15 protein-coding genes are annotated in these 15355 nt (G+C 62.0%); 8 read left to right on the top strand and 7 right to left on the bottom strand.

Annotated features, from left to right (window positions below; translation table 11 throughout):
• Positions 1–273: hypothetical protein (locus KAZ48_08115; GenBank protein ID MBP7972752.1), on the top strand; the 273-nt coding region annotated here is incomplete at its 5' end.
• On the opposite strand, the gene KAZ48_08110 is transcribed toward KAZ48_08115, so the two are convergent.
• Entirely contained in the window at positions 202–2004 is a 1803-nt protein-coding gene (locus KAZ48_08110) for a glycoside hydrolase family 15 protein (GenBank protein ID MBP7972751.1), read from the bottom strand. The genes KAZ48_08115 and KAZ48_08110 overlap by 72 nt on opposite strands.
• Positions 2005–2043: 39 nt before the next feature.
• Positions 2044–2868: an SDR family NAD(P)-dependent oxidoreductase gene (locus tag KAZ48_08105; protein MBP7972750.1), complete on the bottom strand. Its 825-nt coding sequence runs from the start codon at positions 2866–2868 to the stop codon at positions 2044–2046.
• A gap of 207 nt (positions 2869–3075) precedes the next feature.
• Between KAZ48_08105 and KAZ48_08100 the strand changes: the two genes are divergently transcribed.
• A complete protein-coding gene (locus KAZ48_08100) occupies positions 3076–3879 on the top strand; it encodes an alpha/beta hydrolase (GenBank protein MBP7972749.1) in 804 nt (267 codons plus the stop codon).
• 24 nt (positions 3880–3903) lie between these two features.
• Here KAZ48_08100 and KAZ48_08095 read toward each other — a convergent pair whose 3' ends face one another.
• Positions 3904–4650 carry an aquaporin family protein gene (locus tag KAZ48_08095; protein MBP7972748.1) on the bottom strand — a complete coding sequence of 249 codons (747 nt, stop codon included), beginning with the start codon at positions 4648–4650 and terminating at the stop codon, positions 3904–3906.
• A 385-nt stretch (positions 4651–5035) separates the two neighbouring features.
• Between KAZ48_08095 and KAZ48_08090 the strand changes: the two genes are divergently transcribed.
• Entirely contained in the window at positions 5036–5335 is a 300-nt protein-coding gene (locus KAZ48_08090) for a hypothetical protein (protein ID MBP7972747.1), read from the top strand.
• Here KAZ48_08090 and KAZ48_08085 read toward each other — a convergent pair.
• A complete protein-coding gene (locus KAZ48_08085) occupies positions 5310–6065 on the bottom strand; it encodes a DNA alkylation repair protein (protein ID MBP7972746.1) in 756 nt (251 codons plus the stop codon). The genes KAZ48_08090 and KAZ48_08085 overlap by 26 nt on opposite strands.
• Before the next feature lie 19 nt (positions 6066–6084).
• On the opposite strand from KAZ48_08085, the gene KAZ48_08080 reads away from it, so the two are divergent.
• From KAZ48_08080 to KAZ48_08060, 5 genes are all read left to right on the top strand, one after another.
• Positions 6085–7041, top strand: a complete 957-nt coding sequence (locus KAZ48_08080; protein ID MBP7972745.1) for an alpha/beta hydrolase — start codon at positions 6085–6087, stop codon at positions 7039–7041.
• A gap of 62 nt (positions 7042–7103) precedes the next feature.
• The gene (locus tag KAZ48_08075) at positions 7104–7307 is read left to right on the top strand and encodes a cold-shock protein (protein MBP7972744.1); all 204 of its coding nucleotides are present in this window, start codon (positions 7104–7106) and stop codon (positions 7305–7307) included.
• Between the two features lie 280 nt (positions 7308–7587).
• Entirely contained in the window at positions 7588–8586 is a 999-nt protein-coding gene (locus KAZ48_08070; protein ID MBP7972743.1) for an alpha/beta fold hydrolase, read from the top strand.
• 134 nt (positions 8587–8720) lie between these two features.
• Complete coding sequence (locus KAZ48_08065) at positions 8721–10217, top strand: DUF1298 domain-containing protein (GenBank protein MBP7972742.1); 1497 nt, start codon at positions 8721–8723, stop codon at positions 10215–10217.
• A gap of 24 nt (positions 10218–10241) precedes the next feature.
• On the top strand, positions 10242–12569 hold the full coding sequence (locus KAZ48_08060) for a heavy metal translocating P-type ATPase (GenBank protein MBP7972741.1): 2328 nt from the start codon (positions 10242–10244) through the stop codon (positions 12567–12569).
• A gap of 41 nt (positions 12570–12610) precedes the next feature.
• Here the strand turns inward: KAZ48_08060 and KAZ48_08055 are convergent, their stop codons facing one another.
• The 3 genes from KAZ48_08055 to KAZ48_08045 form a co-directional block, all read right to left on the bottom strand.
• The gene (locus KAZ48_08055; GenBank protein ID MBP7972740.1) at positions 12611–14092 is read right to left on the bottom strand and encodes a HAMP domain-containing histidine kinase; all 1482 of its coding nucleotides are present in this window, start codon (positions 14090–14092) and stop codon (positions 12611–12613) included.
• A 3-nt stretch (positions 14093–14095) separates the two neighbouring features.
• Positions 14096–14785, bottom strand: a complete 690-nt coding sequence (locus KAZ48_08050) for a response regulator transcription factor (GenBank protein ID MBP7972739.1) — start codon at positions 14783–14785, stop codon at positions 14096–14098.
• A 64-nt stretch (positions 14786–14849) separates the two neighbouring features.
• On the bottom strand, positions 14850–15355 hold a 506-nt coding region (locus KAZ48_08045; GenBank protein ID MBP7972738.1), incomplete at its 5' end, for a patatin-like phospholipase family protein.

The following is a 15355-nucleotide window of genomic DNA, read 5'->3' as shown; positions in this document are numbered from 1 at the left end:
ATCCGCGCGGAGGATCGCCTAGACGAGCACGTCGACTGGCGGGCAGTGAAGGTGGCGAGTTGGGGTGTTGCCACCGCGTCTGTGCTCGGAGCAGTCGCGGCTGGATTCACCGCCGTCGCTGCTGGCGCCGGTGCAGTGATTCTGGTGCGAAAGGCACTGCGGGTCGAGGACAAGCAGCGTGGACCCCGCTTCGAGCCGGTGTCAGGTCCTGCCGGCTCTGGTCGCGCCAGCGTCGTGGAGAGCCAACGCGGCATTGATCAAGCCGACGTGTGAGAAGGCCTGGGGCATGTTGCCGAGCATGCGGTGGTTGATGGAGTCGTACTCCTCGGATAGCAGACCGACGTCGTTGCGAACGTCCAGGATCCGATCGAAGAGCATCTGCGCCGCCTCGACGTCGCCGATGATTGCAAGGGCCTGAACGAGCCAGAAGGAACAGATGATGAAGGTGCCTTCGGTTCCAGGTAGCCCGTCGTCGGTGGTTTCGGCCAGATAACGCAAGACCAGGCCATTGACCGTCAGCTGCGCCTGTACCTCGTGGACGGTATTGATGATTCGCGGATCGTCGGGCGGCAGGAAGTCAACTTGGGGGATTACCAGCAGCGCCGCATCCATCTCCTTGGAGCCGTAGGACTGGGTGAAGCAGTTGCGGTCGGGGTCCACACCGTGGGCAAGGATGTCCTCTTTGATCGCGTCGGCGGCCGTTCGCCATTCCTGCTCATCGCCGTCGGCGCCGTAATCGGCGATCGCGCGCGCCTTGCGATCGAGGGCTACCCAGGCCATCACCTTTGAGTGGGTGAAGTGTTTGCGGTCACCTCGAACTTCCCAGATGCCGTCGTCTGGCTCGCTCCAATGGTCGCGAACGAACTCGGCGAGCGCCTGACCCATCATGCCCATGTCCTTGCCTGGCTTGAGTCCTGCCTGCAGGGAGTAGTAGCTGGCGTCGGCGACTTCGCCGTAGACGTCCAACTGGAACTGGCCGGAGGCGGCGTTGCCGATCCGAACCGGCGTTGAGTTCTCGTACCCGGGCAGCCAGTCGATTTCGGTTTCTTCCAGTCGCCTTTCGCCGCCGATCCCGTACATGATCTGCATCTGCGCAGGGTCCCCAGCGACGGCTCGCAGTAGCCAGTCCCGCCAAGCCTTGGCCTCGAGGGTGTATCCGCAACGCATGAGCGCCTCCAGCGTGACTGCGGAATCGCGCAGCCAGCAGTAGCGGTAATCCCAATTGCGCGGACCGCCGATCTGCTCCGGTAGCGACGTCGTTGCCGCAGCGGTCACGCCGCCGCTCGGCCAGTACGTCAATGACTTCAGCGTGATCAGTGAACGAACAATCGCGTCCTGGTAGGTGCCAAAGTCTGGGCAGGTCTCGCTCCATTCCCGCCAGCCGTGGGTCGTGTGCTGCAGGATCGCGGTCGGGTGGGAGGGATCGGGCACCGGTTCCCACGAGTTGTGCCAAAGAATTTGGAAGATGTAGGTCTGACCGGGTTCCACCGTCAGATCGGTCACAACTGTGTGATCGTCGATGTCTACTTCGACTCCGCCCGGACTCACCACCAAGACTCCGTCCGGCCCAGCCATCGCGTGGAGTCCAAAGTCGGTCTCGCGCACAAACGGTTTGCCCCGGCCGTAATCGAAGCGAAGTTTCAATTCGCTGCGGACATGCACACTGCCCTCAAGACCTTCGACGATGCGGATGACTTCCGGCTTCTTGTGGCTCGTGCTCTCACGTTTTGGCATGAAGTCGGTGATTCGAATCGTTCCCTCGTGGGTGGCCATCTCCGTCTCAAGGACCAGTGTTCCGGGGCGGTAGTTCCGGCTGACCGAATCGATGTCAGTCGTAGGTGCAATCGTCCAGTGGCCGTTGTCCTCCGTTCCCAGCAACGCCGCGAATGCGGCACCGGAGTCGAAGTGCGGCAGGCACAACCAGTCAATGGATCCGGCACGAGAAACCAAAGCAATGGTGTGTAGATCGCCGATGACTGCGTAATCCTCGATTGGCGCGCTCATGGGTCGCATGCTCGCGCAAAACCACTGCCGATGTGAGGTTTAATCCTTCGGGTCGGCTAGTGAGTCCGCGATGCGCAGTTGCGTTTGGGCGTCCACGGCGGGTGCCTTCTCGCCTTGATCCGTGCGCGGCCCGGGGGCGCGGCGGAATTCAAACGGTTCGCTGGCTCGTCCCGGTTGGACGAACCAACACTGCGCATTCTGCCTCGACTCGAGAATCTGCATGAACACGTCGACAACCTCTTCGACGGTCAGCAGTGGAACGCCAGCCTGCGCCAGACCTTCTCGAATGTCGTCAACGATCGCGGTATCGGCGAACGCCGGGCAGACCGCATTCACTCGCACATTCTCGTGGGCGTGAGCTTCACCAAGTGACCGGGTCAGACCAACAACGGCAGCCTTGTTGGCCGCGTAAACGGGGTCGAATGGGACAGGCATCAGCCCAGCCATGCTCGCGGTGGCGATGACGTCACCGCCACCGCGCTGACGCAGTGCGGGAAGAGCTGCGTTGAAGCCGAAGACGACCCCGTCAAGATTGATACCCATGACCTTGCGGTAGCGCACCTCGTCGAAGTTCTCGCCCATCCGTAGGGCCGATACGACGCCAGCATTGAGCAGCACCATGTCCAACCCGCCGAAGTTCTCTACCGCGCAGGCCACAGCTCGCTGGTTGTCGGTGTAGTCCGTGACATCGCAGGCGATGAAGATGCCCCCGACCTCGTCGGCCACCACCTTCCCGAGTTCTTCGTTGATGTCGGCGATGACGACCTTGACGCCTAGCGCGCCAAGGCGTCGGGCAATCGCTGCGCCGAAACCTTGCGCGCCGCCAGTGATTAGTGCGACCTGTCCGTTGAAGTCCCTGTTCATATGACCATCTTGGCGCACGGCGTCGCGACAATCCAACGCCGGAGGTCAGGCAGACTCGCAGAAACTCGAGGCCGTCGAATCGAGCACCGGATTGGTGGGGACGCCGAAGTCGCACATAATGCTGGAGTGCAGATCAGCGAGTCGACAGTGACGGTGTCCGAACGATCGGTGAGGGTCCTTCAGTGCGGTCCCGGCGACGGTGAGTTAGTGGTTCTACTGCACGGTTTCCCCGAGCTCGCGGACTCGTGGCGACACCAGTTGCGCGCCCTCGGCCAGGCAGGTTACCGCGCAGTTGCACCCGACCAGCGGGGTTACGGCGGCAGTGACAAGGCTGGCCCATTCGACGTCGACACCCTTGCCGGCGACATCGTGGATCTGATCCACGCGCTTGGCCACACCGAGGCAGTCGTTGTCGGCCACGACTGGGGTGGGGGTGTGGCCTGGACGCAGGCATCACGGCGTCCCGACTCGGTGACAGCACTAGTCACAGCGAACTGCCCACCGCCAGCGGTGCTCGCTCGCGCCATGACCAGGAGCTTCAAGCAACTGCGAAAGTCGTGGTACATGTTCTTCTTTCAGATTCCACGTTTGCCCGAGTACTGGCTCACCCGTGACAATTCTGTCCAGATCGCGCGATCGTTGAGGGGTGGCAGCCACGTACGTAGCGCGTTCTCCGGCGCTGATCTCGAGCACTATCGCGAGGCATTCAGTCAGCCGGGCGCGGCCGAAGCGGCGATCGGTTGGTACCGAGCCGCCATTCGCAGTCCCAAGAAGTCCACGACTCACTCGCCGGACAAGATCACGGCGCCAACGCTGGTGCTGTGGGGACTGAGGGACCAATTTCTCGGTGCTGACTTGGTCTCGCCCGGCAGCCTCGCAACGGTGATGGCAGCCGGGAATGTGCCGACTGTGCGATTCATTGCTCAGGCTGGTCACTTCGTCCAGAACGAGGCACCGACGGACTTCAACGCCGCCCTACTTAATTGGCTTTCGCAGGGACCGGGCAACTAGTGGGCTCTGTCCCGCACGCAGTTGCTACCCACCGACATTGAATGCCCCCGCCGCGACCACGCCGCCGATCAGTGGTCCAACGGTCGCGATCCAGGCATAGCCCCAGTTGGAGCTGCCTTTGCCCTTCATCGGCAAGAACGAATAGGTGATTCGCGGACCGAGGTCACGGGCTGGATTAATGGCGTAGCCAGTCGCCCCTCCAAGGGAAGCGCCCACAGCGATGACGACGAATGCCACGCCCGCGTACCCGAGGGCTGCATTGCCGAACTGCGGCGCACTGTCCGCGGTGCCGGGCTGAAACGGCGAACTTTCCAGCACCCAGTAGACCAGGACGAACGTCGCGATGGCCTCGGAGAGTAGGTTCCACCAACGGCTTGGCACGGATGCGCTGGTATAGAACAGGCCACCAGTTCCGGAGTTATCTCCGTTGGTGTCGAATTGCTTCTTGTACAACAAGTACGCAAGCACCGCACCGACCAAGGCACCGAGCACCTGCGCCGCAATGTAGATCGGCACGCTGCGCCACGTCTGCGCGTCGGTCATTGCGAGTGCGACGGTGACCGCCGGGTTCAGTTGTGCCCCACTGCGCCACGACACTGACGCGCCGACAAACACCGCGAAGCCCCAACCGAAACTCGTGAGCAGCCAGTTGGGTCCAAACCCGAAAGACTTCTTTAGCGACTGGTTGCAGCCGACCCCAATGCCCAGCAACAGCAGTAGCGCGGTGCCAATGAACTCAGATACAAAGATCGTCATATTCGAGATCGCCATAGTCGGGCAACCTAGCCACATCGCTCCGGTGACGCCTGTCCAAGGGACTCGTGCGCGTGGTAGCCACAAGCCGGGGAACTGCGGTCCGCCAACAGCCTGCCGTCGAGTGGACCCCTAGCATGGGATCCAATCTGTTAGGGGTGACATGAGACGCGGGTATTCGCGATTGACCACTGCGGTCGCGCTCGTGCTGGTGATCCTTACGGCTGGTTGCAGTGGGACCCCGGCCTCGCCTGCGACGGAAACAACGACAGCCAGTGCCGACACCACCACTCAGCCCGCAAACCCCGACGACCTGGACGGTCGGTATTGGCTGACGCCCGGGACTCGACTGAATATTGAGTCGACTGGAGCGACTTGGCCTGCAGGCAGTGGCGTTCTCGAGGTGACGAAGCTAGATAATGGCGACCTTCAGTTGACTGCCGATGCTGTCGCCAAAAAGGCTAGTGATCGGTCGTGGGCCCTGGATTTGACCGTGACCACGATCGGCCGGGCCGTCCGAGGAACAGTGGTCAGCGAAGGCGTGACCTGGCGGGTTCAGACGAACACCGGCGTCATCACGGCAGTCACGAAGGACGACGCGTTGACCATCTCATCGTTGCGAGCGGTCACGATCACTGCACGTGGCGATCGAACCCCTGGCCCAATGACGTTTGTGCTCACCGGTCGGACTTCCAGCTCTTGAGGATCTGTTCGCGCTGGTCGGGCGCCAAGTACTTCACCGCCTCCCGAATGGTGACCCCGGAGCATCGATGCGCGCGGGGGAGGAGCCAGGTGAACACCTCATCGGGTCTGCCCTTGGACATGTCCCGCAGCACCCAGCCGATCGCCTTGCGGATGAAGAACTCTCGGTCCGCAAGTTCGGTGTCCGCGTAGGTGAAGAAGCGGCTGGCGTCCCCGGAAGGAGTGCACACGATTGCCCGTTGGGACAGCAGCGCAGCCCGGCGGACCCAGAAATCAGCATCAGCGATCCAGCGATCGAGCGCCGAATCAATGTCGGGATCGGGTTGAAACCGCATGACGATCGGCGAAACAACGTCAGTTGCGAGCGGGTCAACCAAGGCCCAGGTGTGCGCTTGCCGAAGGCGCACTTCGCAGAAGGCGAGGTCCTCGATTCGCAGCAGATCAGCGCGTGCTCGCAACGCCTCTATGCTCGCGGACCGCAACTCGTGAACAGGACGTTTCCACAGCTCGGTTGCGAGCGCCAGTAGCCGCTGGTGGGTATCGATGCTGGCTTGATCGAGGAGCGCCCTCGTCAGTTTGCGAACTTGCGGGACCGTCGCGCCCAGGTGCTCGAGATCGCTCTTGAGATACCTCTTCTCCTGCGCGGCTCTGGCATGGGTGCCGAGATTTACCAATGAAGCGGCGAACTCATCGACGAGCGCTTCGACCGACGCGTTCCTATTGGCTGTCACATCGCACTATCCTGGTCCTATGCCCCTAGATCCAGCAACCGCGTCAATCTTGCAGGCCTTAGCAGCGATGGATGCCCCGGCGATGAGTAGCGGAACGCCCGAGATTGCGCGCAAGGCGTTCCGAACGCTGACCGTTGACGCTCGGCCAGAGCAGTGGAAGGTGCCGGTCGGGGACGTCACTGACGTTGAGATACCGGGCCCCGTCGGGCCAATCCGGGCACGGGTCTACCGCCCGCTTCGCACCCACGATGCCCAGCCGTCCGCTTACCCGACGGTCCTGTTCATCCACGGCGGTGGCCACGTCATTGGAGATCTTGAGACCCACGACAACTCCGCGCGAACCATTTGTCGCGACGTCGACGCTGTCGTGGTCAGCATTGACTACCGCCTGGCACCGGAGTCACCGTGGCCGGCGGCACCAGACGATTGCTTCGCGGCAAGCGAGTGGGTGTTTGACCACGTCGCCGAACTGGGCGGGAACCCCAGTCGGGTCGGTGTCGCGGGCGATAGTGCGGGCGCCAATCTCGCCGCGGTCACCGCACTGCGTTCGCGGGACGTCGGTCGAGACTTCACTGCTCAGCTCTTGCTGTACCCAGTCGTGGATTTCCAGGCTGAACTCGAAAGCTACCCGTCCCGTGTCGAGTTCCAGGAGGGCTACTTCCTGACGCTTGACGACATGGTGTGGTTTGGACAGCACTACGCGGGCGAAGTCGATGACCTGAGCCACCCGCATCTTTCGCCCATGCACGCGGATCTAGCTGGAATGCCAACTGCCGTCGTCGCAACCGCAGAGTTCGACCCGCTGCGCGATGAGGGCGAAGCGTTCGCTGCGGCCCTGGTCGAGGCGGGCGTTGAAGTTGTGCAGATCCGCTTCGGTGGGTTGATCCACGGATTCTTCGATCTTGGCCCGCTATCGCCCGCTTCTGCCAAGGCTGTGACGACATGCTGCAAGGCCTTTGCGAGCCTGATGCAGTAAACGCCGTGGCTTCGTGTCACACTGGAGTTGGCATTTCGCCGCAAATAAGGAGAAACACGAAGATGGCACAAGGCACAGTAAAATGGTTCAACTCTGAAAAGGGTTTCGGATTCATCGAACAAGATGGCGGCGGAGCGGACGTTTTCGTCCACTACTCAGCAATCGCGACCGATGGCTTCCGCACTCTAGATGAGGGCCAGCGAGTCGAGTTTGAGATCACCCAGGGTCAGAAGGGCCCGCAGGCAGACCAGGTTCGCCCTGTCTGATCCTGCGTTCGCACAGTCCATTTGAAGGCACTGACGAGTAGATCTCGCACGATGTCGTCCTAGGATTTGCGTTCACGACTAGTCCCCGGCTTCGCACCTAACCGTGCGGAACCGGGGACTTGGTCGTTCTTGACCTCATCTCGCGGTCTACTGTGGTAGAAGACACCCCCCGGGGTACCCGAGTCTGAATGAATCGCGGCGCACACGAGTCCGGCAGCGATACGTTCAGTACACAAGGGTTGGCTTGACGCTGGGACCGAGGCGCTGAGGAGACATTCTGATGAGTGGCTTGAATCTCGACGACGTCCAGTATGTGGACCTGCATGGCCACCGGCGGGCCTACCTGAAAGTTGGTTCCGGACCAGCCCTGTTGTTGATTCATGGGATCGGCTCCCGGCACGAGACGTGGCTGCCAATTGTGGAGCGACTGTCCAAGCACTACACGGTCATTGCGCCCGATCTGCTCGGACATGGCCGATCAGCGAAGCCCCGAGCGGATTATTCCATCGGCGGATACGCGAACGGTATGCGCGACCTCTTGGCGGTGCTGGGTATTGAACGAGTGACCGTCGTTGGCCACAGCCTTGGCGGTGGCGTCGCCATGCAGTTCGCGTACCAGTATCCGCAGCGGACCCATCGGATCGTTCTCGTTGGAGCAGGTGGACTCGGTCCGGAAGTCAATCCGGTGATTCCGCTGTGCACTCTGCCCGGCGGTGGAGTCGGGCTGGCGCTAGTTTCGGCAAAGCCCATTCGGATGGTGGGCGATCGCCTGTTGAAAGGTTTGCACCGTACGGGTCTGCCGTTCACAGCCGATCTTGAGCAGTTGTCGGTCGTCTATGACGATCTGAGCAGCAAGGAGGCTCGGCAAGCCTTCCGGCATGTGCTGCGAGCGATCGTCGACTGGCGTGGGCAGATCGTAACGATGCGCGATCGCGCCTACCTCGCGCAGTATTTGCCAGCAATGGTGGTGTGGGGGCAGCGGGACACTGTGATCCCGGTGGCGCATGCCGAAGTGGCACAGTCGCTCCTGCCTGGCGCGAGGCTGGAGATATTCCCCACCGCGGGCCATTTCCCGCAAGCCGACGAGCCGGAGCTATTCGCCGACGTCCTGATGGATTTCATTGAAACCACAACGCCGGTTCGATATGACGGCCGACGTTGGACGCGGGCCTTGCGCCGCGGCGCAGCACGCAACAGTCTGGCTACGTTTGACGACATTCCGACCGACCCAAGCGGTGACCTGCCCGGCCAGGCAGACGTGATTGTCCTGAAGCGCTAAATAGGTTGCCAAGCAGACAGTGCTTCCTCTGGTGGCAATAGCGAGCGACCGTTGCGAATCGCCGTTAGCGTTGGACGTTGTGGCGAACCATGCCGATATGGGCGCCAGTAGATCCCGACACGAGGAGTTCCGCAGTGCCTAAGTTTGAGCGCCTTTCTGGTTGGGATTACGCCACGTGGTTTTCGGCCAGCGAGGATCCCGTGATGCGATCGACGATGATCGGTTGCCTGGTGCTGCAGGAGTCGCCGGACTGGGAACGGCTTGTTGATCGTTACGACCGAGCCAGCCGGGTGGTGCCAATCCTGCGCCAGCGCCTGGTCGAAGGACCCGTTGGTATCGCCAACCCACGATTGGTCGTGGATCCGAACTTTGACCTCAGCTTCCACTTGCGCCGTTTTCTCATGCCGGAAGGCTCCACCTGGCAAGACGTTCTGGACGAGTGCAGCCGCCAAGGGATGACTGACTTCGACCGCGATCGGCCGTTGTGGAAGGTGACGCTGCTGGAAGGCCTGCCCGGTGGTCGGGCAGCATTGATCTCCAAGTTGCACCACGCGATCGCCGATGGGCAAGGCGCCATGCAATTGGGGGCGGCGCTGGTCGACATTACGCCCGAGGGATTTGACCTCGGTCCAATACCGCCAGCACCCGAGGGACTGGAATTGAGTCCCCGTCACTTCGCCGAAATCATGGTTCAGGACAACACAGAGTGGATCATTAACACAGCAAAGAACGCGGTCAAGAATGCCGTACCGAATCTGGTCAGCTTCCTCACTGCCCCGCAGGAATCGATCGAGCAAGTCGCCGAGACGGTGAGCTCATTGGTCCGGATGGCAAACACGCCCACTTCACCGCTGTCGCCGGTGATGACCAAGCGGAGCATCAACTACCACTTCGGCAACTTCGACGTTCGTTTCCGCGATTTGCGCGACGCCGCCAAGGCCAATGGCCACACCATCAATGACGCGTTTCTTGCCGGGGTTTCGTTGGGTATGGCTGAGTATCACAAGCGCGAAGGTGAGCCGGTTGATGAGCTTCACATCAACATGCCGATCAGCCTGCGAGTAGCCGGCGATGGTGCTCAAAACGCGGTAACCATTGCCCGATTCAACTTGCCGACCAATGAGACAAACGTTGACACGTTGATGGACATCCTCGGCAAGACGGTCAAGCGAATGCGGGCAGAACCGGCGATGGAGTACACCAACCAACTGGGAGAGATCAGTCGATTCATTCCCAAGGAGTTGCTCACCGCCGCTGCACAGGCAAGCGACGTAACGGCCTCAAATGTGCCTGGACCACCCATCGACGTCTACCTCGCTGGGGCAAAGGTCGAGGCAATGGTGCCGCTACCGCCACCGATTGGTGCAGCGGTCTTCGTCGCGCTGTTGACCTATCACGGCACCGCCGCCATCGGCGTCGCGATGGACGACGCTGCCGTGACCAACCGTGAGTTGCTGATGGAGTGCCTCAGGTATGGCTTCGCGCAGGTGACGGGCAAGCCGGTCTCGGCTGATAACCCCCTTACCGGCAAGAAGGCTGCCGGCAAGAAGGCTGCCGCGAAAAAGGCACCCGCGAAAAAGGCACCCGCGAAAAAGGCTGCGACGAAGAAGGCTGCGGCGAAGAAGGCTTAAGCGCCGCGGCTCTACGATTGACCCATGACCGGAACCGGTGATGAGTCGCTCGTCCACCGCGCGACCGCACGCTTCGAGGTCACATTTTTCACGATCTCAGCCGCCCTGCTGATATTCGGTGGGGCTGTCTACCTACTTGGTGAGGAGTCCCTCGGCGAGCTGATCTGGGCGATCTCCACCGTCTTGGGCCTACTCGTCGCGCTGGTTGTCACCGGCAATGCACTCTTGCGCAAGCGCTTCACCGTCGACGTGATCGCGCTGCTCGCGTTGGCCGGTTCACTGTGGGTCGGCGAGATGCTGGCCGGGGCGATCGTTGTCGTGATGCTTGCTAGCGGCGAGCTCTTGGAAGCGCGCGCCGCTAGTCGTGCCCAACGTGAGCTCAGTCTGCTCGTGAGCCGAGCCCCGCGGCGTGCCCGCAGATATGTCGGTGATGCGGTTGAGGACATCGACATATCCCAGGTTGCCCAAAGCGATCGACTCATCGTTGGATCGGGCGAGGTCATTCCTGTCGACGGCCGGCTCCTGGGCAACGGCACGTTCGATGAATCGGCTCTCAGTGGTGAGGCGATACCAGTAGGGCGGGTCGCTGGTGACGACATCCGCAGCGGAGTGGTCAACGCTGGGCGGCCGGTGGATCTGATCGCGACCGCAACTTCCGAGGAATCGACCTACGCCGACATCGTGCGGATGGTCGAGCAGGCACAGGCGACCTCTGCGCCGTTTGTGCGGACGGCGGACAAGTTCGCGGCTGCCTTCGTTCCGATCACCCTGCTACTCGCGGCGGCAGCGTGGATCTTCAGCGGCGATGAGGTGCGAGCCGTTGCGGTCCTCGTCGTGGCGACTCCGTGCCCGTTGCTGCTGGCCGCGCCCATCGCGATCATGTCCGGCCTTTCGCGCTGTTCGCGGGCGGGAGTCGTGGTCAAGGGCGGCGCGGTACTCGAAGCGCTGGCCGGTGGCCGCACAATCCTGTTCGACAAGACCGGCACCCTGACGGCGGGAAGGCCGACTGTGCAGGACGTCATCGTTGCCGGTGATCTACTACAGGCTGATGAGTTGCTGCGCCTCTCGGCCTCACTTGATCAGATCTCGCCGCACGTGTTGGCCAGTGCAATCGTTTCCCACGCGCGTGCCCGGGGCATGGAACTGTCGCTGCCTAACTCCGTCCACGAGGTCGCGGGCTACGGGCTGGAAGGAACGGTTGACGGTCATTTCGTTCGGGTCGGGAAAGCAAGCTGGATCGTTGGCGATCGGGCGCCGCTGTGGGTTCGGCAGGTGCGTCGCCGCGCCTCGTTGGAGGGATCGCTGACAGTCTTTGCCGCAGTCGACGGTGAGCCCGCGGGTGCCTTCGTTCTCGAAGACCAGATTCGTCCGGATGCCCCACGAATGATGCGCCAACTGAAGTCCGCTGGCATTCGTCGAACGGTCCTCGTCACCGGTGATCGACCGGAGGTGGCAGAGGTAGTTGCTCGGGTGGTGGGAATCGACTCGGTGCACGCAGATCGCGACCCTGGCGAGAAGGTCGCCGTCATTACCGAGGAACGCCAACACGGTCCCACGATCATGGTTGGCGACGGAGTCAATGATGCGCCAGCGCTGGCGACCGCGGACGTTGGTGTGGCACTCGCGTCAAGGGGTGCTAGCGCGTCGTCGGAGACTGCGGATGTCGTGCTGACCGTCGATCGCATTGGCGCGCTGGCCAGCGCGATCACTATTGCTCGACGCTCCCAGCGGATCGCGCTACAGGCGGTCGTCATCGGAATGGGCTTATCCGGCCTCGCCATGGTTGCAGCTGCGCTTGGCTACCTGCCACCAGCCGTCGGTGCGCTGCTACAGGAAGTCATTGATGTCTTGGCCATGGGTTGGGCGTTGCGAGCCATGGCGCCTGGTCGGCAGCCGACCCTGGAAGTCTCCGCAGCCGACTCGGCCCTGATCAAGAGAATCGAAGCCGACCACAACCAAGTCCGATCGGTCGTTGAGGCAGTCCGCTCGGTTGCCGACACACTGTCAGAGGCGGACCCCAGTCTGGTCGCACTCAACGGTCTTCTTACCCGACTTGAAGACGAGTTGGTTCCGCACGAGCGAGAGGAAGAACAACTGCTTTATCCGGTGGTTGCCCGAATTCTCGGGGGCACGGATCCGATGGGAGCGATGAGCCGTAGCCACGCGGAGATCGAACACCAGATCAGCAGACTGCGTCGACTCGTCGACGACATCGGTGACCAGGCCGTGGACGGTGACGACATCGTTGAACTGAGACGGCTGCTCTACGGGTTGTATGCCGTCTTGCGGCTACACAACGCTCAGGAAGACGAGGGAGCGTTCAGCCTGCTCGCGGCTTCGGCCAGCAACTGACCACCCAGAGTGGGGCTGGTCGACGACGCGGCTTGGTGACGCTAGCTCGGCTGCGACGACCGATCCGCTGCCAGCGGGATGAACGCCCGGAACGTTGCACCACCACCTGGCGTCTCGCCCAGTGTGACTGTGCCGCCATGTGCGGACAGGATTGCTGCGACGATCGACAGTCCCAGCCCAGTTCCGCCGGCGTCACGGCCACGAGAGGCATCCGCCCGAGTGAATCGTTCGAATACTTCCGCGCGCAACGATTCAGGTACGCCGGGGCCATGATCTGCGACGACGATCTCGGCGTAGGCACCCGCACGCTGCACAGACACCGAGACCGGCGTGGCCGCAGGAGTGTGCACGCAGGCATTGCGGATCAGGTTGACGGCTACCTGGCGGATTGACGGCTCGTCTGCATTGACCCAGAGGGTGTCGTCAGTGGCTAACACGATGCGATGATCAGGGTGAGACGCACTCATGTCCTGCACAACCTCGCCAAGGATGGGCCCCAAGTGCATCGGGCTCGTGTCGAGGGTTCGCTTCTGGTCCAGTCGCGCCAACAACAGCATGTCGTCAATCAAACCGCTCATTCGCGTGGACTCCGCTTCGATCCGGCGCATGATGGTGTCCAAATCCTGCGGCTTCGTCGACGCGCCCCGGTGAAACATCTCGGCATAGCCCCTGATTGAGGTCAGCGGCGTACGCAGCTCGTGACTGGCGTCGGCAACGAATGTCCGCAACCGATCCTCCGAGGCCTGCCGAGCAGCGAACGCCTCTTCGATCCGGTTGAGCATGATGTTTAAGGCCGTTCCCAGTTGGCCCACCTCCGAACCGCCAGCTACCTCGTCGACGCGGTGGCTCAGGTCACCTGCGGCAATCGCACCCGCGGTGCTGCTCATCCGTTCCAGCGGACGCAGTTCGGCACGAACAATGACATAGGCCAGCACCCCGAGGATTGCCAGTGCCACCGCGCCCACCGCGAGTTCAAGCCAGAGCAACTGGGTGAGGGTTGCGTCGATGTCAGTCAGGGGCATCCCAACAATCAGTACCCGGCCGTTGACTGACTGGAGCAAGAGTCGAAAGCTAGGGGCACCGTCATCGCCTGCGACCGTTGTGAATACGGGCCCACGGTTGGACGCCAATTGCAGGTCCTCGCCCGAGATCAACGGACGGGCGAACACCGACCACGACACCCCGCCCACCGGACTCGCCTCGCGCGGATAACTCAGTTGCACCTCGGTCATCAGTTGACCGACGTCGGAGTAGGCGGCTCCGTACGTGCCAACGGGGAGGGATCCCACTGGGAAGCGGTCAGGCTTGTTGATGTCGTCCCGGTCAATCGCGGCTGGCAGCAGCTTGGAACTGATGATGGGGACAGATTCGGCAATCTGGCGGTCGAGTCGGTCGAGCAGATACCCCTCAAGTTGTCGGTTGACAACAACACCGGAGACGATCAGCGCGCACAGCGCCAGCACCAAGAGCGTTAGTACCAGCCGGGTGCGCAGCGATGTTCGGCGCACTAGCGATTTGAACACGACTCAACCCCGGGGTGTGCGCAGGACATATCCGACGCCGCGAACCGTGTGGATCAGGTGCGGCTCAACAAAGTCGATCTTGCGGCGCAGGTAGCTGATGTACGTCTCCAGGATGCTGGCATCACCCTGGAAGTCGTAGCTCCAGACGTGATCGAGTAGTCGCGCGCGGGTCAGCACGGTCCTCGCGTTTGCCATGAGGTATTGCAACAGCCTGAACTCCGTCGCGGTTAGGTCGACGATTTGCCCGCCACGGTGAACCTCCCGGCTGTCCTCGTCCAGTTCCAAGTCGGCAAAGACCAGGGTGCTCGACGACGCGACGTTGGTGCCTGTCCGTCGTAACGCGACCTGGACGCGGGCGACCAATTCGGATACCGCAAACGGTTTGGTGATGTAGTCGTCACCGCCGATCGTCAGCCCGTGAACCTTGTCTTCGGTCGAGTCGCGGGCCGTCAAGAAGAGAATCGGAATTCCTCGACGGTCACGAGCCAACCTCGTGGCCACTTCGAACCCGTCAATATCGGGCAACATCACGTCCAGAATCATCAGGTCTGGCCGGACCGATTCGGCGAGTTGAAGGGCCTCTCGGCCGGTTGCAGCCGTCGTGACGTCATAGCCTTCGTAACCCAACGCCATGGCAACTAGCTGCGTTATTGCCGATTCGTCGTCGACCACCAGCACGCGCGCTTCCGTCATGCGGCGAGTCTGACGCAGAATCCTGGGAAGTTCCTGAGAAGAACCTGTGGCAGCGTTCGGTCTCTCACCGTAGGAGCGGTATCAGGCGTTCGTCGCGACTCAGCGATCCGGTCGCGCCGTAGATCCCCTTGCGGAACACGCGCTTGGCGGCCAATTGCTGCCCCAGACTGCTAATCGCCGTTCTTGCTGTCTCATAGCCAGGCTCGATGAGTGTCGCCGCTTCCTTCAACCCGAACGGAGAACCCTCCCGGAAGCTAATGACGACGACGGGAATCTCGCGACCCACCTCGGCGAGATCGTGCGCTGCTTGGCCACGAATGAGGTGTTCCAAGGCGAAGCCCATGACCGAATACCAGCGAGCGTCTGCGACCTCCTCCTCGGACAAGGTGGCAGCGCCCGTGTCGAGCATGACGACCGATCCCGCACCTCTGTGCCATGCCTGCGATGCGGGTGCGGCCGCAGTAATGCTGCCGTCGACAAGAAGCCCGAGCGGGGATTCGACAGGTGGCATCAGGACAGGAAACGCGCAGCTTGCAATGAGCGCCTCGACAACCGAGCCCGATTCAAGGG

The organism is Candidatus Nanopelagicales bacterium (assembly GCA_018003655.1).
Classification (GTDB): Bacteria; Actinomycetota; Actinomycetes; order S36-B12; family UBA10799; genus JAGNDY01.
Note: the sequence above shows the minus strand (reverse complement) of the source record. Positions and strands in the feature narration are given on the sequence as shown.